This window comes from Novosphingobium sp. BL-A-41-Hi4A-0G (assembly GCF_055521735.1).
Map to the genome: position 1 here is coordinate 1,588,650 of NZ_CM145501.1, position 23,236 is coordinate 1,611,885.

18 protein-coding genes are annotated in these 23,236 nt (G+C 62.8%); 9 read left to right on the forward strand and 9 right to left on the reverse strand.

What is annotated here, in order from left to right; translation table 11 throughout:
- Positions 1-16: 16 nt before the first annotated feature.
- Entirely contained in the window at positions 17-1,216 is a 1,200-nt protein-coding gene (locus ACZ1JX_RS07735; protein WP_465126173.1) for an aromatic ring-hydroxylating oxygenase subunit alpha, read from the reverse strand.
- 61 nt (positions 1,217-1,277) lie between these two features.
- Here ACZ1JX_RS07735 and ACZ1JX_RS07740 point away from each other — a divergent pair, with 61 nt between their 5' ends.
- Entirely contained in the window at positions 1,278-1,883 is a 606-nt protein-coding gene (locus tag ACZ1JX_RS07740; protein WP_465126174.1) for a TetR family transcriptional regulator C-terminal domain-containing protein, read from the forward strand.
- Here the strand turns inward: ACZ1JX_RS07740 and ACZ1JX_RS07745 are convergent.
- From ACZ1JX_RS07745 to ACZ1JX_RS07760, 4 genes are all read right to left on the reverse strand, one after another.
- On the reverse strand, positions 1,873-3,270 hold the full coding sequence (locus ACZ1JX_RS07745; protein WP_465126175.1) for a M20/M25/M40 family metallo-hydrolase: 1,398 nt from the start codon (positions 3,268-3,270) through the stop codon (positions 1,873-1,875). The genes ACZ1JX_RS07740 and ACZ1JX_RS07745 overlap by 11 nt on opposite strands.
- Before the next feature lie 136 nt (positions 3,271-3,406).
- On the reverse strand, positions 3,407-4,261 hold the full coding sequence (locus ACZ1JX_RS07750) for a p-hydroxycinnamoyl CoA hydratase/lyase (RefSeq protein WP_465126176.1): 855 nt from the start codon (positions 4,259-4,261) through the stop codon (positions 3,407-3,409).
- A gap of 47 nt (positions 4,262-4,308) precedes the next feature.
- Entirely contained in the window at positions 4,309-5,709 is a 1,401-nt protein-coding gene (locus ACZ1JX_RS07755; protein WP_465126177.1) for an aldehyde dehydrogenase, read from the reverse strand.
- A 385-nt stretch (positions 5,710-6,094) separates the two neighbouring features.
- The gene (locus ACZ1JX_RS07760; RefSeq protein WP_465126378.1) at positions 6,095-7,075 is read right to left on the reverse strand and encodes an NADPH:quinone oxidoreductase family protein; all 981 of its coding nucleotides are present in this window, start codon (positions 7,073-7,075) and stop codon (positions 6,095-6,097) included.
- 467 nt (positions 7,076-7,542) lie between these two features.
- Between ACZ1JX_RS07760 and ACZ1JX_RS07765 the strand changes: the two genes are divergently transcribed.
- Positions 7,543-7,857 carry a UrcA family protein gene (locus ACZ1JX_RS07765; RefSeq protein ID WP_465126178.1) on the forward strand — a complete coding sequence of 105 codons (315 nt, stop codon included), beginning with the start codon at positions 7,543-7,545 and terminating at the stop codon, positions 7,855-7,857.
- Positions 7,858-7,977: 120 nt separating this feature from the next.
- Here the strand turns inward: ACZ1JX_RS07765 and ACZ1JX_RS07770 are convergent, their stop codons facing one another.
- The 3 genes from ACZ1JX_RS07770 to ACZ1JX_RS07780 form a co-directional block, all read right to left on the reverse strand.
- Positions 7,978-8,895: a response regulator gene (locus ACZ1JX_RS07770; protein WP_465126179.1), complete on the reverse strand. Its 918-nt coding sequence runs from the start codon at positions 8,893-8,895 to the stop codon at positions 7,978-7,980.
- Positions 8,882-10,327, reverse strand: coding sequence for an ATP-binding response regulator (locus tag ACZ1JX_RS07775; RefSeq protein WP_465126180.1), 1,446 nt, complete (start codon positions 10,325-10,327; stop codon positions 8,882-8,884). The genes ACZ1JX_RS07770 and ACZ1JX_RS07775 overlap by 14 nt, the downstream gene beginning before the upstream one ends.
- A 165-nt stretch (positions 10,328-10,492) precedes the next feature.
- Entirely contained in the window at positions 10,493-10,696 is a 204-nt protein-coding gene (locus ACZ1JX_RS07780) for a hypothetical protein (RefSeq protein WP_465126181.1), read from the reverse strand.
- A gap of 225 nt (positions 10,697-10,921) precedes the next feature.
- Here ACZ1JX_RS07780 and ACZ1JX_RS07785 point away from each other — a divergent pair, with 225 nt between their 5' ends.
- The 7 genes from ACZ1JX_RS07785 to glgX all read left to right on the forward strand — a co-directional run bounded on the left by ACZ1JX_RS07785 (position 10,922) and on the right by glgX (position 22,562).
- A complete protein-coding gene (locus ACZ1JX_RS07785) occupies positions 10,922-11,461 on the forward strand; it encodes a cytochrome b (protein ID WP_465126182.1) in 540 nt (179 codons plus the stop codon).
- Positions 11,462-11,780: 319 nt separating this feature from the next.
- A complete protein-coding gene (locus ACZ1JX_RS07790; protein ID WP_465126183.1) occupies positions 11,781-14,192 on the forward strand; it encodes a glycogen/starch/alpha-glucan phosphorylase in 2,412 nt (803 codons plus the stop codon).
- Between the two features lie 8 nt (positions 14,193-14,200).
- Entirely contained in the window at positions 14,201-16,366 is a 2,166-nt protein-coding gene (gene glgB / locus ACZ1JX_RS07795; protein WP_465126184.1) for a 1,4-alpha-glucan branching protein GlgB, read from the forward strand.
- Between the two features lie 22 nt (positions 16,367-16,388).
- Positions 16,389-17,648, forward strand: coding sequence for a glucose-1-phosphate adenylyltransferase (glgC, locus tag ACZ1JX_RS07800; RefSeq protein WP_465126185.1), 1,260 nt, complete (start codon positions 16,389-16,391; stop codon positions 17,646-17,648).
- Positions 17,645-19,123 (forward strand): glycogen synthase GlgA, encoded by a 1,479-nt coding sequence (gene glgA, locus ACZ1JX_RS07805; RefSeq protein WP_465126186.1) that lies wholly within the window; start codon positions 17,645-17,647, stop codon positions 19,121-19,123. Before glgC ends, glgA begins: the two co-directional genes overlap by 4 nt.
- Positions 19,120-20,748 (forward strand): alpha-D-glucose phosphate-specific phosphoglucomutase, encoded by a 1,629-nt coding sequence (locus ACZ1JX_RS07810; protein WP_465126187.1) that lies wholly within the window; start codon positions 19,120-19,122, stop codon positions 20,746-20,748. Before glgA ends, ACZ1JX_RS07810 begins: the two co-directional genes overlap by 4 nt.
- On the forward strand, positions 20,745-22,562 hold the full coding sequence (glgX, locus tag ACZ1JX_RS07815; RefSeq protein ID WP_465126188.1) for a glycogen debranching protein GlgX: 1,818 nt from the start codon (positions 20,745-20,747) through the stop codon (positions 22,560-22,562). Before ACZ1JX_RS07810 ends, glgX begins: the two co-directional genes overlap by 4 nt.
- Here glgX and ACZ1JX_RS07820 read toward each other — a convergent pair.
- Entirely contained in the window at positions 22,515-23,165 is a 651-nt protein-coding gene (locus ACZ1JX_RS07820) for an RBBP9/YdeN family alpha/beta hydrolase (RefSeq protein WP_465126189.1), read from the reverse strand. The genes glgX and ACZ1JX_RS07820 overlap by 48 nt on opposite strands.
- Positions 23,166-23,236 lie beyond the last annotated feature (71 nt).

Below are 23,236 nucleotides of genomic sequence, written 5' to 3' on the forward strand. Positions count from 1 at the left end.
CCGAAAATTCTCGTGATTACTTCTTCGACCAACCGGCCGGAGGTGCCCTGTGCAGGCGTGCCTCGGGCGTGATCGCGCGGATCTTGCGGGCAAAGCTGCGCAGGCAGACCTCGCTCCGTCCGATTGGCCCAGCGCCATAAGTCTGCGAGGCCATGCCCTGCTGGATACGCTCGATCAGCCAGGTGTCTTCCTTGTTGACCACCCGATTGATCCGCCAGTTGGCATAGCGGACCAGCTTCATCTCCCGGCGTTTTCCTTCAGGAGTAAAGGCATCTGGCAGCGCGTAGCACATCTCGCGCAGCACCGTTGTCGTTGGCGTCAACGGCAGCCACTGCATGAAGTCGATCTGGTCGGCGTAGATGTCGAACGCAATGTTCGGCCAGAGCTTGTAATAGAGCCAGCGGCGCTGCGACTCCTTCGAGAGGTGCGGCACTTCGGGCAGGTGCGCCTGATAGAACCGTTCCCAGAAATTTGCGGAGGGCTTCTCGACCAGATCACCCTTCATCCGGTCAGCCCAGCCATGGTCCGAAATCTCGTAGGACTTGCCGAAGATGCGCGTCAGGCCATCATGCGCCACCGGAATGTGCAGATTGTCCGAATAGTTGTCGCCAACGTTCTTCCAGTTCACCTGCCGCTCGCGCAGGCGCACGTCGCCGATCCGCCGCATGTCCTCGAAACGATATGGCGCAACCTCCTCCTCGAACGGCGCCATCATCTCGGCCACGCTCGGAAAGCCACCATCGACCAGCCGCACGAAGACGAAGCCGCGCCAGATCTCGACCGAGACAGCCACGAGCCCGTTCTCTTCAAGCTTCAGCGCCGGATAGTCCGACTTCATCGGCACGCCTGAAAGCCGCCCATCCGGCTCGAATGTCCAGGCGTGATAAGGGCAGACCAGCTTTTTTGCGCAACCGGAAGGTCCCTCGACCAGACGCATGGCGCGGTGGCGGCAGACGTTGGCAAAAGCGCGGATCACGCCATCATCGCCCCGGATCGCAATCACGCTTTCGCCCAGATAATCCAGCGTGCGGTATTCACCCGGCTGGGCGATGTCGCTTTCGTGGCAGACGATCTGCCACGAAGGGCGGATCACCCTTTCCATCTCCACGCCGAAATACTCGGGATCGGTATAGAGCCAGCCCGGCAGGCTCCAGTCCGCATCCGGATCGACTTCGTCCGATGAGATGTGCCGGAATGCCCCGGAGAGATCGCCCATATGCCCGAATCCAGATTTGCTTGTTGAACAATCGTACAACAACGGGCAGAATGTTCAAGAGATGAGCGAAGCAGAATCCTCCCCCGCCTTTCGCCGTACGGAACCCGATGCCCGGCGGCTCAGCCTGATAAAGGCCTGCGCCCGCGTCCTCGCGCGCAGCGGAGCCGCAGGGGCCAGCGTTCGCGCGATCGCGCAGGAAGCGGGAGCATCCGTCGGTCTCGTTGGTCACTACTTCGGTGGTGTGGATGCGTTGGTCGCGGCAACCTACGATCATGTAGATCGGCGCGTTGCCGAGGCGCTTGATGGTGCCGTGAACGCTGCCGGTCCTGCTCCGAAGGACCGGCTCGAAGCCTTCGTCACTGCTTCCTTCGCACCGCCCATCGCGGACCCTGCGCTCCTCGCCACCTGGATCGCATTCTGGAGCCTTGTCACCGCACGCAAGGACATCGCCCGTCAGCACGACGAACAATATGCAGGCTACCTTGCCCGGCTTGAAGCCTTGCTGGACGATTGCAGCGTGCCGCAGCACAACCAGCGACGTCACGCGATCGCCATCACCGCCTTGGTCGACGGACTCTGGCTTGAACTCTGCCTCTCACCCGGATGCTTCACGGCCGAGGAAGCGCGAGACATTGCCCGCGACTTCCTCGCCACGATCATTTCGTGAGATCGGTGATCAGGCTGAGGTAATAGGTGATGCCGGGGCGGATATTGGACAGCCGCGTCCGCTCGTTCAACCCGTGCGAGAAGTCTTCCGAGTCCTTGGAGAACGACGGGCTCAGGCCATAGCTTGGCACGCCCAGCGCGCGGAACCACATCGAGTCCGAAGCGCCCGAAGCCTGTGACGGGATGAGCGGCACGCCGGGATAGGCCTTGCTCATGGCTTTCGAAACCGCAGCCACGACGTCGGCCCGCACCGGCGATGCTGGCGTGGCGACCGAACCAGCCGTCACGTCGGTGATCTTGACTGCAGGATCACCGATCACGCCAGCCAGTTCCGCCATGATGGCTTCCTTGGAATGGCCGGGGAAGATGCGGCAGTTGATATTGGCAAAGGCACGTTGCGGCAGCGCATTCTCGGCATGGCCACCGCCCAGCATGGTCGGCACGCACGTCGTCCCGACCTTGCCCACCATCGAAGGGTCGGCGCGCAAGGTTGCCAAGGCCTTTTCATCCGCAGGATTGGCCGCGAAGGCGCGCATGGCCGCAGCGATCTCCGGCCGATCGGTAAATGCAGCCGCCTTCTCGAAATAGCCCTTGGTAATTTGGTTCTGCTCGGCCTTGAACTTGTACGCCCCGACCTTCACCAAGGCCTGCGAAAGCTGGACGATGGCGTTGTCCGGCCGTGGTGCCGAGCTGTGGCCGCCCGGGTTGGTCACCTCAAGCCGGTAATCCGCGTAAGTCTTTTCGGCACCCTGCCAGGTCCAGTAAAGCGGCTTGCCGGTTACCTCGTCTAGCGCTCCACCACCACCGTCGACATTGATCACCAGTTCAGCGTTCTTAAGCTTCTCGGCGATGATCGCGCTGGTCTTCATCGTCGTTTCTTCGTCACCGGAAAACTCGATGACGATCGTACGCTTCGGCTTGTAACCCTGCCGGCGCAGCTCAATCAGGGTCGACAGCGCCAGTGCGCCGTCGAACTTCATGTCGCTTGCACCGCGGCCGTAGAGGATGCCGTTCTCGACCACAGGTACGAAGGGATCGCGCTCCCAGTCCTCGCGCTTGGCCTCCACCACATCCATGTGGCCCGAGATGACCAGAGGCTTGAGCGCCGGGTTCGTGCCTTTCCACGTTGCAATGAAATAGGCTGTGTCGTCGATCGGCGTGATTTCGATGTCAGATGCGCTCCAGCCGCCTGCCACGAGCGCATCGCCGAACAACTTCGCCACATCGATTGTCTTGTTGCCCTCACCCCGCACCGAACGGATGGCGATGGCCTTCTGCGCCAGATCGAGGACCTGCGTTTCAGCTTTGGGATATGCCGCTTCCTTGGCAACAGCAGGCATCGAAAGCGCTACCGATGCAGCGAGGGCAATTCTCAACTTCACAGCCATGAGTGCGACTCCTTTGTCGCATAGCTGGCCGCAACACCCTGCGCTGGCAACAGCTTTCACATGACATTTCAAAACGCAAAGGCCCCGGACGCTTCAGCGACCGGGGTCTTCCGTGATTACCATCAGGCTTGAAAGATCACGCCTTGACCTTGCTCGTATCGAACGTGCCGAGACCAGGCTTGAAGCTCTTCTCGTCGAGGAACTGGCGCGTCGCTTCCTTGCGAGCCGCTGCACCGCCAAAGCTGTGCAGCGCTTCCTGCGCGCGGATCTGGTATTCGAGGCCATTGTCGTAGGTCATGTCGACCATGCGGCGGACAGTCCACTTGGTGGCACGAAGGGCGTGGCCGTCCTTCTTCTTGAGCGCCTCACAGATTTCCAGCACACGGGCCTTCAGACGGTCCGCCGGGACGGCTTCCGTCACCAGTCCCTGCTCCTCGGCCTGCTTGCCGGTGAGGTTTTCGCCCATCATGGCGTGGTACATCGCCTTGCGGAAAGGCATCAGTTCCTGCGCCACCTTCGAAGCACCACCGCCCGGCAGGATGCCCCAGTTGATTTCGGAAAGCCCGAACTGCGCGTCTTCCGAAGCGATCGCGATGTCGCAACCGAACAGCGGGCCGTAGCCACCGCCAAAGCACCAGCCGTTGATCATGGCAACGGTCGGCTTCTCGTACCAGCGCAGGCGCTCGAACCAACCATAGCTTTCACGCTGCGACTGGCGCACCGCGCCAAGACCCTTGGCTTCGTTCTCGCGGAAGTATTCCTGAAGGTCCATGCCGGCGGTCCAGGCATCGCCCTCGCCGGTCAGCACCAGCACCTTCACGTCTTCGCGGAACTCCAGTTCCTCAAGCACCGCCTTCATCCGGCGATTGAGCTTGGGGCTCATGCAATTGCGCTTCTCTGGGCGGTTGAACTTCACCCAGGCAATGCCGTCTTCGACGGTGAAAGCGACGGTGTCTTCTTCCGCGCGCTCGATCTTCTGCTTTTCGGTCATGGTCGTTCCTCTAGGGTAATCGTGTCAGTTCAGATCGGGAAATGGCGTCAGATCGGGAAGTGTCCGGGCTCGGTTTCCATCGTGATCCAGCGCAGTTCGGTGAAGCTGTCGATCCCGGCCTTGCCCCCGAAGCGGCCGTAACCGGATGCGCCCACGCCGCCGAAGGGCATCTGCGCCTCGTCGTGCACGGTCGGGCCATTCACGTGGCAGATGCCGGACTTGATCTGGCGGGCAACGCGAAGTCCGCGTGCGGTGTCACGCGTGAACACAGCGGCCGACAGGCCATATTCGGTGTCGTTGGCCAGTTCGACCGCATGCGCCTCGTCACGCGCCCGGATCACGCCAACGACCGGACCGAAGCTTTCATCGCGGAACAGCTTCATGTCCTGCGTCACGCCATCAACGACATGCGCGGGCATCAGCACGTTGTGCGTAGTTTCGCCGCCTGTCAGAACTTTGGCACCCTTGGCTACGGCATCGTCGATCAGGCTCTGGCAATGCGCCACGGTCTTCGCATCGACAACAGCGCCGAGCGGCGTCGTACCTTCACGGGGGTCGCCCACCGCAAGCGTGGCAACCTTGGCCTTGAACTTCTCGGCAAAGGCATCGGCCACAGCATCGACGACGATGATCCGCTCGGTCGACATGCAGATCTGGCCCTGGTTCATGAAGGCACCAAACGCGGCGGCCTTCACGGCCTCATCAAGGTCAGCATCTTCCAGCACGATCAGCGGAGCCTTGCCGCCCAGTTCGAGCAGGCAGGGCTTGAGGTGCTCGGCAGCGCGCTTGGCGATAATCCGGCCGACTGCGGTCGAGCCGGTGAAGTTGATCCGCTTCACGTCCTTGGCGTCGATCAGCGCGCCGACGACATCAGCCGCGTCCTTCGGCGCATTGGTGACGACGTTGACCACACCTTCCGGGAAGCCCGCCTCGGCAAAGGCCTCGATGATCAGCGCGTGGGTGCGCGGGCATTGTTCAGATGCCTTGAGGATAACGGCATTGCCGCAGGCCAGAGGCACGGCGATCGCACGCACGCCAAGGATGATCGGCGCATTCCACGGCGCGATGCCGAGAATCACGCCAACCGGTGCGCGCAGAGCCATCGCCAAGCAACCCGGCTTGTCGGACGGAATGACTTCGCCCGAAATCTGGGTGGTAAGCGCGGCCGCCTCACGAACCATCGAGGCCGCGAGGCCGAGATTGAACAGCGCCCAGCCCTTGGTTGCGCCGATCTCGCCCATCATAGCCTCGACAAAGGCATCGGCCTTCGCCTCAAGCGCACTTGCGGCCTTCATCAGCACGGCACGGCGCGCGTTCGGCCCCATTGCGGCCCAGGCCGAAAAGGCAGCGCCAGCCTTGGCCGCAATCGCCGGAATGTCAGATGCCTGCATCGCCTCGGCGGTTGAAGCGACAGCACCGGTCATGGGGTTGATGCGTTCGAATTGCATGTCAGCTCTCCCTATCTGTTATGATCTATAGCAATTTCAGATTTGCCTCGCAACTGGCGAAATCAGGGCGGATGCCCCCTGTTCTTTTGTGCAGGAAATGCATTCGAAAGGGCACGTCAAAGCTTGCCTCGAAACGAAGCCCAACAAGCTGTATTATCCTAATTTCTTGGCAAATATCCTCTGCCCATCCTGGGCATGAGCGGTTAGTGCCAGAACGGCTAGTTGCATTTATTGCAACTGCGTACGTATCTTTCGCACTTGCACAAAACCCGGCCCGAGCCCATTTCGGTCAGGCCTTTCAGGCATCCTCTCCCAAACTTTTCAGGGCCGCCCGGCAACGGTGCGGCCCATTTTTTTGCTCTGAAAGCCTGAAGATAGCGGGCAATCAGCCTTGGGGAACAATCACGCTTCGCCCGATCACACTGCGTGATTCCATGGCGCGATAGGCCTTTGCCCAGTCCGCCAAGGCGAAGCAGGCATGCACATGCGGCATGATGACACAATCCGACGCCAGTTTGCGGATGCTCTCCAGATTCTCGGCGCCTCTCTCCGGGAAGCGCCTGCCATATTCGCCTGCGCGAACCCCCACAACGGAAAATCCCTTTATCAGCGGTATGTTGGCGCCAACTTGGGGAATGCGCCCCGCCGCAAAGCCGATTACCAGAAGACGCCCGTCGAAGGCGATGCATCTGGTCGACTCGTCAAAGACATCCCCGCCGACAGGATCGAAGATGAGATCTGCGCCGCGGCCGTCGGTCAGCGCCAGAACCTGTTCGCGAAAGCCTGCGCTCCCGTCGATTACATGCGCGGGTCCATAAAGCCGGGCGATCGCCTCACGCTTCGACTCGGACGACGCGACCGCGATGACCCGCAAACCCAATGCCTTGCCCAAGTCCACAGCGGCGAGTCCGACGCCCCCTGCCGCCCCATGCACCAGCAACCATTCACCCGCCTGGGCCTGCCCACGACGAACAAGGGCGACCCATGCCGTCAGATACGCCGCCCGCAACGATGCGCCCTGTGCCATCGACAGGCATTCCGGCAGCTGAATCAAAGCGTCGTCAGCGAACACGCCGTATTGCGCGACGCCGCCAGTCAGCCCGCCCGCGATCACGCGATCTCCCACTCGCCACCGACTTCCCGCTGCCGCCTCGACTACAATTCCGGCCGCCTCCATGCCGGGGACGAACGGAAGTGGTGGCTTGGCCTGATAACCACCACGCGTCATCAGCAGGTCCGGAAAGCCCAGAGCGGCAGCCTCGATCCTGACGAGGACTTCTCCCGGACCAACTTGCGGAACCGGCAGTTCCACAAGACCCATCCCGCGAAGGTCTTCGGCGAGTTCGTGCACCAGAAGGGCCAGCATCTTTTCCATGCAAATTCTCCCGGAACGACACTGAACGATTCTGCTTGGCGCACCAAGCTGCCCCTTCTTGACCGATCACTGCAAAAAAGTTCGTCCAGGATGCTGCAGTGCACCGGGAGCAATCGGCAAGGAGTACCCGAGCAGCGTCTGTCAGGCAGCAGCGTCGCAGGCCCGCCTGCAACTCGCTGACATCGGCCATAAATTTGAACACCTGTCCTAAGTCGGTCAGGCAACGGGCTCTTTCATTGCAGAACAGAGCTGGTTTCAATGGCATTCAAATTGCTGCACGGCACAAGCCAAAACCCCTGAAAACCAACGCTTTCCGCACCAAATGTGCTTGTTCAAAGCCTGACTGAGGTCTATTTTATGCATGGATCGAACAAGCGGGGCAAACCCGGCGGTCCAAAATAAAAGGGGAGGTCAGCAAACGGCCTTCACCAAAAAGACAATACGCAGGAGAATACCCCATGAAGATCCTTTTCGCCGCCACCGCGGCGGTCGGCTTGCTGTCTGCGCCGCAGATTGCATTCGCCGCTCCCGCTCCCCAGACCGTGAACATCTCCGTTTCGGCCGACGGCCTCGACCTGACCCGGCCTTCCGACATGCGTCGCCTGCGCAATCGCATCGCCGACGCCGCTGCCGAAGCCTGCGATCCATCGGATCGCATGATCACCACGCCGATGCCTGATTACCAGTGCCGCCGTGTTGCCATCGCCAGCGTCGAACCGATGGTGCAGGAACTGGCTCAGGCCGCTCGTAGCGGAACCATGGCACGCCGCTGATGCGCCAAGGTTGATGCCCCGCCGATCAGCGCGCGCCGTTCCCTGGACGCGCGACGATCCAAGGCATGCACGCCCAGCGCCGGACGTGGAGGCATGCCCCTCCCGGCCGGCGTTGTCGCATCAGGTGCCCAGCACCTTGATCGCCACGGCGGCAGCTGCAGCGCGCGTTTCAACGCCGAGCTTTTCGTAGATCCGCTCGAGGTGCTTTTGCACTGTGCGCGGGCTGATCGCGAGGACCTCGGAAATCATGCCGTTGGACTTGCCATAGCTGATCCACAGCAGGACTTCGGCCTCGCGGTCCGTCAGCGCAAGGCGCTGCTGCAGCTTGCCCACGTCAGCCCTCGGGTTGAGCTCGTTGAGGCGGATAAGGACTTCAGTCTCACGGTACTGGGCAATAACCACCAGCTCGAGGGCACCTTCTTCCTGCTCGATCCGCGCCGTCGCCCCCAAGGCATTGCGCCCGATCAGACGCGTCAACGGTCCACGCAGGATATCGGGCAGAGGCCCCTGCTCCTTGTTCCAACCCGGGCTGACGCGACTGATCGCCTGCTCAGCCAGCGGCGTGCACCACAGCAGCGAGCCCTGCGTGTCGGTCGCCATCATCAACCGTCCGGTCGCATCAAGGCCCGCAGCGCCAGCTTGCATCGCTCGCGCATGGCCCAGATGGACGCGAACGCGGGCGAGCAGTTCGTGCACGTTCACAGGCTTGCGCAGGTAATCGACCCCACCGACCTCGAACCCCTCGATGACATGCTCGCTCTCGGTGAGCCCGGTCATGAACATTACCGGCACGTGCACAAGTTCCGGCCGTGCCTTGATCCGCGCAGTTGTTTCGAAGCCGTCGATCCCAGGCATGACCGCATCCATCAGGATGAGGTCGGGCGTGATGTGTTCAAGCAGGTCGAGCGCGGCCGTGCCCGAAATCGCCACGAGCACGGTGATGCCCGCCCCCTCCAACGTATCGGTCAGGAAGCGCAGCGAATCCGGCTCGTCGTCCACGACGAGAACGGTATCGCGCCGTGCGCTAACGCCACTCATCGGGCAACTCCTCAAGCATGCGCCCCATCGCGGCAAGATCGAACCGGTCGAGGCATTCGTAAAGTTTGGCAGCCAGGGGGGCCGCTGCAGGGTCGGCCTGCTCCAGATTCCTGATCTCGCCTTCAAGTGCGCGCACATGACCGATGCGCACAAGCGATTTGAGTCGCTCGGCATGCTCGCGCGCTGCTGCGGTGATGCCCTCGCCACTGCGCAAGAGCGTGGCGCGCCGCCGGCAATCTCCACTGTCCGCGTTGATCCACTCCAGGCTCAAGTGCCGGCCAAGGGAATCGATCAATGCCCCCAGCTCAACCGGTTTGAGCAGGAACGCATCATGGTCAGCTTCGCGTCCTGACTGGCCGTGCCGCTCGAACGCATTGGCCGACAGCATCAGTATGGCAAGCGAGCGACCATGGAGAGCACGAAGATGTGCAGCAACCTGCCACCCGCTCATGCCCGGCATGCTCACGTCGCAGATCACGGCATCGAACCGCCCTTGTTCGGCAAGAGCGATTGCGGTCTGCCCGTCGCTGGCCTGCGAAACCTCGAAGCCCACTTCCGTCAAGGTCGTCCGCAGGACGCTCAGGTGGTCGAGATCGTCGTCAATCAGCAGAATCGAACGACGTGCGCCATGGTAGCCCACCGGTCGCGTGCGTTCGTTGGCGCGCTCGACCATGCCAGACACCTGCGGGGCCATCAGACGGATGCTGAAGCAGCTACCCTCGCCTACCCGGCTTTCAAGCGTTAGCTCGCCGCCAAGCATGCGCACCACCGCACTTGTGATCGCCAGGCCAAGGCCTGCGCCGGCACGCTCCGCTTCGCCATCGACATCGGCCCGCTCATAGGGTGCAAATATCCGCTCCTGGCGTTCGGGTGCAATGCCTGGCCCGGTATCGTGCACCTCGAAAGTCGCGATCTGGCCTGACCACTTGAGCACAAGCCGTATCGCGCCCGTCGGTGTGAACTTCACCGCATTGGAGACCAGATTGATCAAGGCCTGCCGCACCCGCCGCTCGTCCATGCGCACGAACTCGGGCAGCCGGTCTGGCAACTCGCATGAGAACGCCAGCCCCTTCTGCGTTGCCAGTGGCGCAAACATCTCGGCCACCTGCTCCACCAGCGCGCCGATACGGATCACGCCATTGTCGATACGCACCACGCCCTGCTCGACCGATGCGATATCGAGCAGTCCTTCGACAAGGTTCGTCAGGTGCTCTGCGCTCCGGCGGATCACCCGCGCCGCGTCTTGCGGATCGACGCCCGCCCCTCGCTCCACCAGTTGAGCGTAGCCATAAATGGCGTTGAGGGGCGAGCGGATTTCGTGGCTAACGTTGGCGAGAAAGCGGCTCTTTGCGCTATTGGCGGCCTCGGCCGCAGCAAGTCTTGCTCGCAGATCCTCGACATCGCAACCGGTCTGCGAGGAGCGCAGGCGCAACAAAGCGCCCGCTTTCTTGATCAGTCTGTTTCCGCCCTCACGGAAAGTGACCATTGCAACGACCTCGCGTGCCCGTGTTGTTGTATGGGGCACTTACGGTTTGTGCACTGCAACGGAAACAAACTCAAGCCCTGCCCTCGGTTTGCGCAGCAGGTATGTGAGCGTTCAAATAAGCTGGTCGCGCTGCAGGCGCTGCAACAGCCGTTCTGCCACAGAGTGACGGATCGCCTTCCCCTCGCGCAGCTTGACCCATGTGTTGAGGCCGATTCCGAAGTGGTTCTGGATCACTTCGGGCTTCTGGCTCTTGAGCATCGAAGCCATCTTGTGGACGACTGCAGGCTCGACTTGTGTGAGACGCGGCGTTGTCATGTTCCCTCACGAACTATGGTTTCTGCCGACACCATATTTTTTGCAGTGCACGAGAGGACATACGTCAAATGCCGCATGGCATTCCTTGACGCCTGTCATAATTTGAAATGCTACCGTTGGAGTTGGCGACGCAACTGGAGTTGGCGACGCAACGCACTCTACGCGCGTGACGAATCCAGTCCGCAGCCCTAAAGTCCTCGCGGAAGCAGGAATCGGGGATTCACGATGGCGACACTGGCGGCAAACGATCAATTGGTACGCTACAACGCGGTAGCCCGCGCCTTTCATCTCGTGATCGCCGCGATGGTCATCTTCAACCTCGTCACCGGGATTGCCGGAGATGCGATTGAAGACATCTGGCAGCCGTTCCCCGCGCACAAGGCAACCGGCATACTGATCCTGCTGCTTTCGCTGGGTCGTCTCGGCTGGCGCTTCACCTGGACCATGCCCGACTGGCCAAGCACGATGGGTAGCCTGCAACGCAAGATCGCGAGGGTCACGCACGTTGCGCTCTACTCTCTCATGCTGATCGTCCCGCTGACCGGTTGGATCTTTTCGTCGGCTGGCAAATACCCCCTATCGATCTACGGCCTGTTCGACTGGCCCAAGCTTGCCGTCGCCAAGGGCTCTGCCCTCGCCGATGCCGCGCATGAGGGCCACGAAGTGCTAGGCTTCCTCATGGCTGGCCTGGTTGTGCTGCACATTGCCGCGGCCTTGCATCACCATTTCGTCATCAAGGACAATGTCTTGCGCCGCATGCTCTGATGCGCAGACGTATTCTGGCCGACAGCGAACGACATACCGCCTAGAAGCCGCTCGACAAGAATGGTCGGTGGGGCATGCGATCAGGCAAATCTGCTGCAAGAGTTGGCGCACGCAATCGCCGCTTGCCCATCATGGGCAGGCTGGCCTACCCATTGCTGCGGGAGTTCGATGCAAGGTCATGCAGCCTGAAGCCGACCGGTAGCAAGCCGCGCGGTGCAACAACTCGGCGCTTGGCATGGAAAGGCCGGTGCAACGGGCACGGGCATGCGGCGATGAATTCTCGTCGGAACCTCGCGCCAAACAGGGTGGAACTTGGCGCATGAGCCTCGATACGAATTCCAGAGCCAGCGAGATCGACGCGAAGATCATCGACGTGCTGCGTCATCGCGTCGGCAAGGACGAGCGGGCTGCAAAGCCACACGACTGGTACACGGCCACGGTTCTCACCCTGCGCGATGCGATCATCGATCAGTGGATGGAATCCACCCGCGAGACTTACGAGAAGGGCGGCAAGCGGGTCTATTACCTCAGCCTCGAGTTCCTGATCGGTCGCCTGCTGCGCGATGCCCTTTCTAACATGGGCCTGACCCGCGACATGGAAAAGGCCCTGCGCGAGCACGGGTTTGACCTTGCCGCACTCGAAAACCTCGAACCTGACGCAGCGCTGGGCAACGGCGGTTTGGGCCGCCTCGCCGCCTGCTTCATGGAAAGCCTCGCCAGCCTCGGCATCCCCGCCTACGGCTATGGCATCCGCTACGTTAATGGCATGTTCCGCCAGCGGATCGACGATGGCTGGCAGGTGGAACTGCCCGAGACCTGGCTCTCCCACGGCAACCCCTGGGAATTCGACCGCCGCGAAAGCGCCTACATCATCGGCTTCGGCGGCGAAGTGGTCGAGACCGGCGACGGCGTCGAATGGCGCCCCGCCGAAAAGGTCGAGGCAAGCGCGGTCGACACGCCTGTCGTCGGCTGGCGCGGCAAGCGCGTCAACACGCTGCGCCTGTGGACCGCCCACGCCTTCGATCCGCTGCGCCTCGATGCCTTCAACGCCGGTGACCACATGGGCGCCATGGCCGAGCAGGTCCGCGCCGACAGTCTCGTCCGCGTGCTCTACCCGGCTGACTCAACCCCCGCCGGACAGGAGTTGCGCCTGCGGCAGGAGTACTTCTTCACCTCTGCCTCGATCCAGGACATCGTTCGCCGCCACGTCCAGTTCCATGGCGACATCCGCACCCTGCCCGACAAGGCCGCGATCCAGCTCAACGACACGCACCCTGCCGTTGCCGTTGCCGAACTGATGCGCCTGATGGTCGATGTCCACGGCCTCGAATTCAACGAAGCGTGGGAAGTCACCAAGGCCACCGTTGCCTACACCAACCACACGCTACTGCCCGAAGCGCTCGAATCCTGGCCGCTGCCGCTGTTCGAGCGTCTGCTGCCGCGCCACATGCAGATCGTCTACGCGATCAACAGCCGCGTCCTGCGCGAGGCGCGCAAAGCCGGGATGGACGATGCCGCAATCGCCGCAATCAGCCTGATCGACGAAGGTGGCGAACGCCGCGTGCGCATGGCCAATCTTGCGTTCTCGGGCGCCCACAGCGTCAACGGCGTGGCAGCGCTCCACACCGATCTGATGAAGACCACCGTCTTCTCCGACCTGCACAAGCTTTACCCCAACCGCATCAACAACAAGACCAACGGCGTCACCCCGCGCCGCTGGCTGCAGCAGTGCAATCCCGGCCTGACCTCGGTCCTCAAGGACGCCATCGGCCCCGCCTTCCTCGACGATGCCGCAAAGCTGTCTGACCTCAACGCGCTCGCGGATGACGCGCCGCTGGGTGAGCGCATTGCCGAGGTCAAGCGCTCCAACAAGATCGCTCTCGCCAAGCACATCAAGGAACTGATGGGCGTCCGCCTCGATCCCGACGCCCTGTTCGACGTCCAGATCAAGCGCATCCACGAATACAAGCGCCAGTTGCTCAACCTGGTCGAAACCGTCGCGCTCTACGACCAGATCCGCAGCCACCCCGAACGCGACTGGGTGCCGCGCGTGAAGATCTTCGGCGGCAAGGCCGCGTCCAGCTATCACAACGCCAAGCTGATCATCAAACTGGCCAACGACATCGCCCGCCGCGTCAATTCCGATCCTTCGGTCGGCGGACTGCTCAAGGTCGTGTTCGTGCCGAACTACAACGTCAGCCTTGCCGAGAAGATCATCCCGGCCGCAGACCTGTCCGAACAGATCTCCACTGCGGGGATGGAAGCCTCAGGCACCGGCAACATGAAGTTCGCCCTCAACGGCGCACTCACCATCGGCACGCTCGATGGCGCGAATATCGAGATCAAGGACCATGTCGGCGATGCCAATATCGAGATCTTCGGCCTCACCGCCGATGAAGTCGAAGACAAGCGCGCCAACGGCTACAATCCCCGCGAAGTGATCGAAAGCTCGCGTGAATTGCAGCAGGCCCTTGCCGCCATCGCCACCGGCGTGTTCTCGCCCGACGATCCGGACCGCTACAAGGGCCTGATGGGCGGCATCTACGACCACGACTGGTTCATGGTCGCCGCCGATTTTGACAGCTACCACGCCGCTCAGCGCAACATTGATCGCCGCTGGGAACAGCAGGCGGCATGGCGCGCTTCGGCTATCCGTAACATCGCCAACGTAGGCTGGTTCTCGTCCGATCGCACGATCGGCGAATATGCCCGCGATATCTGGGGGGTCTGACGACCGCAATGAAACCACCGGCGAGCGCCATCGAAGCCCTTCTGGACGGGACGCACGCCGATCCTTTCTCGCTTCTCGGCATCCACGAAGGGCCGGACGGCGCATTCGCCCGTGCCGTCATGCCCGGCGCGCAAGAGGCCGTGGCCTGGTCGCTCTCGGGCAAGAAGCTGGGCAAACTGGTGCGCGTTGATGGGCGCGGGCTGTTCGAAGGCAAAGTCACCGGCCCCCGCCAGCCCGTTCGCTATGCCTGCAAGGCGGGCGCGCACGAATGGCTGGTGACAGACCCTTACTCGTTCGGCCCCGTCCTTGGCCCGCTGGACGATCTCCTGATCGCCGAGGGCACCCACCTGCGCCTGTTCGACAAGATGGGCGCCCATCTGATCGAGCATGAAGGCGCAAGCGGCGTCCACTTCGCCGTCTGGGCACCCAACGCGCAGCTTGTCAGCGTCGTCGGCGATTTCAACGATTGGGACGCCCGCCGCCACCCGATGCGCCGCCGGGTCGATATCGGCGTCTGGGAAGTGTTTATCCCGGACATCGGCGAACATCGCACTTACAAATATCGCGTCGTCAGCGCGGACGGCACCGTCCTGCCCCTCAAGGCCGACCCCTTCGCGCAAGCCGCCGAGTTCCGCCCTAGCACGGCCTCGATCACCGCCCATCCGGTCAAGATGGACTGGGGCGATGCCGACCACCGCGCCCACTGGGCGAGCATCGACGCCCGCCGTCAGCCCATGTCGATCTACGAGGTCCACCCCGGATCGTGGCAGAAGCCGCACGACGAGGGCTTCTACACCTGGGACGAACTGGCCGATCGCCTGATCCCCTATGTCACCGAGATGGGCTTCACCCATATAGAGTTCCTGCCCGTCTCCGAACACCCTTACGACCCGTCATGGGGCTACCAGACCACCGGCCTCTATGCCCCGTCGGCACGCTTCGGCCCGCCAGAAGGCTTTGCCCGCTTCGTCGATGGTGCGCATCGCGCAGGCGTCTCGGTCCTGATCGACTGGGTGCCCGCACACTTCCCGACCGACGAACACGGCCTTGTCCGATTCGACGGCACCGCCCTTTACGAACACGAAGATCCGCGCCTCGGCTTCCACCCCGATTGGAACACGCTGATCTACAACTTCGGCCGCCGCGAGGTCGTCAGCTTCCTCGTCAACAACGCCCTGTTCTGGGCCGAACGCTACCACGTCGACGGGTTGCGCGTGGATGCCGTCGCCTCGATGCTCTACCGCGATTACTCGCGCAAGGCGGGAGAATGGATCCCCAACGAGGAAGGCGGTCGCGAGAACTGGGAAGCGGTCGAGTTTCTGAAGGCGATGAACCGCGCGGTCTACGCCAGCCATCCCGGCTTCCTGACCATCGCCGAGGAATCGACCTCATGGCCCGGCGTCAGCAAGCCCGCCTTCGCCGAAGCCCCGCGTGAGCATCTGGGCTTCGGCTTCAAGTGGAACATGGGCTTCATGCACGACACGCTCCAGTACATGGCGCGTGATCCGATCCACCGCCGTTACCACCACAACGAAATCACCTTCGGCCTGACTTATGCCTTCAGCGAGAACTTCGTCCTGCCGCTGAGCCATGATGAAGTGGTCCACGGCAAGGGCTCGCTCCTCGCCAAGATGAGCGGCGATGACTGGCAGAAGTTCGCCAACCTGCGCGCCTACTACGGCATGATGTGGGGCTATCCCGGCAAGAAGCTGCTGTTCATGGGACAAGAGTTCGCCCAGCGCCGCGAATGGAGCGAAGCCCGCTCGCTCGACTGGGATCTGCTCAACGCCCCCGCACACGAAGGCGTGCGCCGCTGGGTGCGCGATCTCAACCGCATCTACACCACCCGCCCTGCTCTCCACGCCCGCGATTGCGAGGGCGAAGGCTTCGAGTGGCTGGTAGTCGACGATGCGCAAGGGTCGGTCTTCGCCTGGGTGCGGAAGGCGCCGGGAGCAAAGCCGGTGGCGGTGATCTGCAACATGACGCCGCAAGTCCACGACAGCTACCGCCTGCCCCTGCCCCACGATGGCGCATGGCGCGAAGTGCTAAACAGCGATGCGCAGGACTATGGCGGCAGCGGCATCGGCAATCTCGGGCAGGTCACGGCAGAAGGCGGCGCGGCATTCGTCGTGCTCCCGCCATTGGCCACGCTCATGCTGGAATTCGAAGGTTAGAAAAGAGGACGGAGAACAGGGGATGCGCGAAACTTACTCTCAGCCGCTGGCGCGCGATGCGATGGCGTATGTCCTTGCCGGTGGCCGTGGCAGCCGGTTGAAGGAACTGACCGATAACCGCGCGAAGCCTGCGGTCTATTTCGGCGGCAAATCGCGCATCATCGACTTTGCGCTGTCCAATGCGATCAACTCGGGCATTCGCCGCATCGGCGTCGCCACGCAGTACAAGGCGCACTCGCTGATCCGCCACATGCAGCGCGCGTGGAACTTCATGCGCCCCGAACGCAACGAAAGCTTCGACATCCTCCCCGCATCACAGCGCGTTTCGGAGGATCACTGGTACGAAGGCACCGCCGATGCCGTGTTCCAGAACATCGACATCATCGCCTCCTACGCGCCCAAGTACATGGTCATCCTTGCGGGCGACCACATCTACAAGATGGACTACGAATTGATGCTCCGCCAGCACGTGGAAAGCGGCGCAGACGTGACGATCGGCTGCCTCGTCGTGCCCCGGATGGAAGCCACCGGCTTCGGCGTCATGGCGGTCGACAAGACCGATTCAATCACCGATTTCATTGAAAAGCCTGCCAATCCTCCAGGTATCCCCGGCAACGAGGAGATGGCTCTGGCCTCGATGGGCATCTACGTGTTCGAAACGAAGTTCCTGTTCAAGATGCTGCAGGAAGATGCCGACGATCCCAATTCGAGCCGCGATTTCGGCAACGACATCATCCCCAAGATCGTCAAGAACGGCAAGGCGGTCGCCCACCGCTTCACCAATTCCTGCATCCGCGCAGCCGAGGAAATCGAGGAATACTGGCGCGATGTCGGCACGCTGGATGCCTACTTCGAAGCCAATCTCGACCTGACCGACGTTGTGCCCAAGCTCAACATGTACGACCGCGACTGGCCGATCTGGACCGACCAGATCATCGCCGCCCCCGCCAAGTTCGTGCATGACGAGGATGGTCGCCGCGGCATGGCGATCTCCTCGCTGATCAGCCAGGATTGCATCGTCTCGGGAGCCGTCGCCAAGCGCAGCCTGTTGTTTACCGGCGTAAAGATGGGCTCGTTCTCCTCGTGCGAGGAAGCCGTCATCCTGCCCTATTGCAACATCGGCCGTGGCGCGCGGCTCAGCCGCGTGATCCTCGATTCCGGCGTGCGCATCCCCGAAGGCCTCGTCGTCGGCGAAGACCCGATCCTCGATGCCAAGCGCTTCCGCCGCACTGACAGCGGCGTTTGCCTGATTACCAAGCGGATGATCGACCAGCTGGCATGAGCGTGAAAGTCTTCTCCGTCGCCTCCGAGGCCGTGCCGCTGATCAAGACCGGCGGCTTGGCCGACGTGGCGGGTGCGCTGCCTTCGGCAGTGGCCCCGCACGGGGTGGAGATGACGACCATCCTCCCCGGCTATCCCGCTGTCATGAAAGCACTTTCCCGCCCCCGCGCCGTGCATGCGTGGGACAGCCTGCTGGGCGAGAAGGCACGCTTGGTGGGTGGCAAGATCGACGGGCATCCTTTGCTGGTCGTTGACGCTCCCGCCTATTTCCAGCGCGATGGCGGCCCCTATGTCGACAGCTCAGGACGCGACTGGGCGGACAACTGGCGCCGTTTCGCGGCCTTCGCCAGAGCGGCTGCCGATGTCGCTGGCGGCGCGGTAAAAGGCAAACGATTCAACGTCGTACACGCGCACGACTGGCAGGCGGCAATGACGCTGGCCTACCTGCGTTTCGCCCTGCCCGCCGGAGGCAAGCGCATCCCCTCGGTCATGACCATCCACAACATGGCGTTCCAGGGCCACTATAGCGCGGACCTGTTCCCCGCGCTCGGCCTCCCGGCTCAGGCCTGGGCGATGGACGGGGTGGAGTATCATGGCGGCGTCGGCTTCCTGAAAGCGGGGCTCGAGGCCGCGAGCATGATCACCACGGTCAGCCCGACCTATGCCCGCGAGATACGAACGGCCGAATTTGGCATGGGACTTGAGGGACTTATCGTCAGTCGCGGCGATCGCGTGAGGGGTATCGTCAACGGGATCGACACTGCCCAGTGGAACCCTGCGACCGATCTCCAACTCTCCGAGGCATACGGGCAACTCTCGAAGGCAAACGGGCAACTCTCCCTGGGCAAACGGGTAACCAACAAGCGCGCGCTGGAGGCAGAGTTCGGACTCGACGAGGGCGACGGCCCCCTCTTCATCGCCATCACCCGCCTCACCTGGCAGAAGGGCATCGACGTCCTGCTGGAGTGCATCGATCACCTCGTCGGCCTCGGCGGACGCCTCGCCCTCCTCGGCTCGGGCGACAAGGCCATGGAGAACGCGTTCCACGCCGCCGCCCTGCGCCACCCCGGCAAAGTCGGCGTGCGCATCGGTTATGACGAGGGGCTTTCCCACCGCATGCAGGGTGGCGGAGACGCGATTCTGGTGCCTTCGCGCTTTGAGCCTTGCGGCCTCACCCAACTCTATGGCCTCGCCTATGGCTGCGTTCCGGTGGTTTCGCGCACCGGGGGCCTCGCCGACACCGTGATCGATGCCAATCTGGCGGCGGTGATGGGCGGCGTGGCGACTGGGGTGCAGTTTGATGGCGTCAATTACGCGAGCCTTGCCGACGCGATCAGTCGGACTGTAACGCTTTATGGGCAAAAGGATATCTGGCTGGCGATACAGCGCGCCGGGATGAAGACCGATTTCTCGTGGAGCCGCTCGGGCAAGGCCTATGCGGATCTCTATGCCAGCCTGATCGCGGAGGACCAATGACCCGTACCGTTGCGTCGACACCTTATGCAGGGCAGAAGCCCGGCACTTCCGGCCTGCGCAAGAAAGTGAAAGTTTTCCAGCAGGCTAACTACGCGGAAAACTTCATCCAGGCGGTGTTTGACGTGGTGGAGCGGAGCCCCGGCAGCACGCTCGTCGTCGGCGGAGACGGACGCTACCACAACCGCACGGTGATCCAGCAGACCATCCGCATTGCCGCTGCCAATGGCTACGGTAAAGTGCTGGTGGGGCAAGGCGGTATCCTCTCGACGCCAGCCGCATCCAACGTGATCCGCAAGTATGGCGCGTCTGGCGGCCTGATCCTTTCCGCCAGCCACAACCCCGGCGGGCCGGACGAGGACTTCGGGATCAAGTACAACATCGCCAACGGCGGCCCCGCGCCCGAGGGCGTGACCGAGGCGATCTATGCCCGGACCCAGACGATTGACCGCTGGCTGACGGTTGATGCGCCCGATGTCGATCTCGATACGGTGGGCGCAACGCAGGTTGGCGATCTTACCGTCGAAGTGATCGATTCCGTGGCCGACTATGCTGAGCTCATGGAATCGCTGTTCGATTTCAATACTATTCGGGCCAATGTTCAGGCTGGTTTTACAATGGCGTTCGACGCGATGAGCGCCGTTACTGGCCCATACGCCACCGAAATCCTCGAAACCCGTCTTGGCTTCCCGAAAGGCACCGTGCGCAACGGCGTGCCGCTTGAGGACTTTGGCGGGCATCACCCCGATCCGAACATGGTCCATGCGCACGAACTGTTCGAGACGATGTTCGGCGAGGACGCACCCGATTTCGGCGCCGCTTCCGATGGTGATGGGGACCGCAACCTGATCGTCGGCAAGCATCGCTTCGTCACCCCGTCCGACAGCCTCGCCATGCTGGCCGCTAACGCCCATCTTGCCCCCGGATATGCAAACGGGCTCAAGGGTATTGCCCGCTCGATGCCGACCAGCGCCGCCGCCGACCGCGTGGCCGAGGCACTCGGCCTGCCGTGCTTCGAGACGCCGACGGGGTGGAAGTTCTTCGGCAACCTGCTCGATGCCGGGATGGCAACGATCTGCGGCGAGGAGAGCGCCGGGACCGGCAGCGACCACGTGCGCGAGAAGGACGGGCTGTGGGCCGTGCTGCTCTGGCTCAACATTCTTGCCGTCCGCAAGATCAGCGTGGACCAACTGGCGCGCGAGCATTGGGCGAAGTTCGGGCGCAACTACTATGCCCGTCATGACTATGAGGCCTTGCCCACCGACAAGGCCGATGCGCTGATGGACGAACTCAAGGGTTCGCTGGCAAGTCTGCCAGGCAAATCGTTCGGTACGTTGGAAATTGCCGAGGCAGACAACTTCTCCTACCTCGATCCGGTCGATGGTTCGACCAGCAGCAATCAGGGCGTGCGCGTGCTGTTCGCGGGCGGATCGCGCGTGGTGTTTCGCCTGTCCGGTACCGGCACCGAAGGTGCGACCTTGCGGGTCTATCTCGAACGCTACGAGCCGGTCGGTGGCGATTTGGACCGCGAGACGCCGGACATGCTGGCCGACCTGATTGCGGCGGCAGACGCGATTGCGGGCATAACCCGCCATACGGGACGTACCGCGCCTGATGTGGTGACGTGACGCCGGGAGTCGAGATCAAGGACGGTCGAACCCGCTTCACCGTCCGCTCCCCCCGCGCCCAAGCCCTGACGCTCTGCCTGTTTGATGGCGACGCCGAGCAGCGCTTGGCGATGGCGCGGGACGGCGAGAACTGGACCATCGAAATTGCGCAAGACTTGCGCGGTGCCCGCTACGGCTATCGCGCTGAGGGTGAGTGGAATCCCGCGAACGGTCTGTGGTTCGATCCCGCAAAGTTGCTGGTCGATCCCTATGCGCTCGAACTTGACCAGCCCTTCGCGTTCGATGTGAGCTTGTCGGCCTATGGGGCTGATACGGCTGCAATTGTTCCGAAGGCTATAGTCACCACGCCTGAGCCCGTTGCGCCTGCTGCGCCGCTCTTTCGCCATGGCGGGCTGATCTACGAACTCAACGTGCGCGGCTTTACCAAGCTGCACCCCGAGGTGCCGCAAGCGATGCGGGGCACAGTCGCCGCGCTGGCCCATCCTGCGGTGGTGAAGCACCTCAAACGCCTGCATGTCTCGGCGGTGGAACTCATGCCCATCGTCGCGTGGATCGACGAGCGGCACCTGCACCCGCTCGGCCTGACGAATGCGTGGGGCTACAACCCCGTTGCCATGATGGCGCTCGATCCGCGCCTGTGCCCCGGCGGCGTGGCGGAACTGCGCGATACGGTGGCAGCGCTGCGTGCGCATGGCATCGGCGTGATTCTCGACGTGGTGCTGAACCACAGCGGGGAGTCCGACGTTCTCGGCCCGGAGATATCGCTGCGCGGGCTGGACGATGCGGCCTATACCAAGGCACCGGACGGGTCGCTGATCAATGATACCGGCTGCGGCAACACGCTGGATTTCGGAAATCCTGCGGTGCGTGAACTGGCGCTCGATACCTTGCGCCACTTCGTCAGGCACTGCGGCGTTGACGGATTCCGCTTCGATCTGGCGCCGATCCTTGCGCGAAGCCCCGGCTTTGCCGCCGATGCGCCGATCTTTGCCGAGATTGCCGGCGATCCCCTGCTGGCCGACCGGGCCATGATTGCCGAACCCTGGGACATCGGTCCTGGCGGATACCAGCTGGGAGCTTTCCCGCCCAACTGGCTGGAATGGAACGATAGATTTCGCGATGACGTTCGTCGGTTCTGGAAGGGCGAGGCTGGCGTGAATGTGCTGGCGACGCGGATCGCTGGCTCAGCCGACCTGTTCGGCAAGGCCTGTCGTTCGGTCAACTTCCTCGCCGCGCATGACGGCTTCACGCTGGCGGACATGCTGGCTTACGAGCAGCGCCACAACCACGCCAATGGCGAGGACAATCGCGATGGGCATGGCGAAAACTTCAGCTGGAACAACGGCGTGGAAGGACCGACCGACAATGCGCAAGTCCTTGCCCGCCGTGCGGCCTATGCGCGCGCGATGCTGGGCACCCTGTTCGTTTCAACCGGCACGATCATGCTCACGGCGGGCGACGAGTTCGGGCGCAGCCAGCAGGGCAACAACAATGCCTATGCGCAGGACAACGCGATCACGTGGATCGACTGGGAGGGTCGGGACCGGGCGCTGGAGGCCCATGTCTTTGCGCTTGCAGCATGGCGCAGCGCGCGAATCAAACAGTTTGCCAGCTTCCCGGACAATGGGACATGGCGCAGGCTCGATGGGCCAGACATGCATCCCGGCGACTGGGAGTGGCAAGAAACTCCAGGATTCTCGTGGCAATGCGAAGGCTATGGCTTCCGGGTCGACCGGACCGTGCCGCATGCAGGTCCGGTCGAAAGTTCAGGCACCGAGACGGCGCAAGGCGCGGTCGGGGTGGAAGGCGCCTAGCGGAGCGCGCTGGCTGCTTTCGAGCGCGATGGGCTTGGGCAGCAGCTGGTTGAGCAGCAGGCGGCCGAACGTCCATTCGCCAAGTCCGGATTCAGCATTGATGTGGCCGACCTCGCCCGCATCGGCAAAGCCGCTGCCCCATGCGCGCGCCAGATGGCGGGCCTGTCCGATGCCCATGTAGGGATCGTTGCGGCTGGCGACGAGGATCGACGGGAACGGGAGTTCGCCGTGCGGGAACGGCGCGAAACGGGTCAGGCGGCGGTCGATCGGGCGCACTTCTACGTCTGGGGGCGCGACCAGCAGCGCACCGAGAACCTTGCCATCGGCGGGCTTTTCGAACTCTGCCCACCACGCGACGGCGAGGCAGCCGAGGCTGTGCGCGACGAGGACGACGGGCCGTTCGGAGCGATGGACCGCAAGGTTGATCTTGTTGACCCAAGTGTTGCGGTGCGGATCGTCCCACAGGCCGAGGTCGACGCGGCGGCAGTCGGGCAGGTCCTGCTCCCACTGCGTCTGCCAGTGACCGGGGCCGCTGTTGCCGAGACCCGGGACGGTAAGGATCAGCGGGTCCTGCCCCGCTGCGAACGAGCGTTGTTGAGTCATGATGCTGTCTCCTGAAGCGGAAAGCCGGTCGACTCGGTCTACGTCCCGACAGCCTCAAAATAACTCAACTG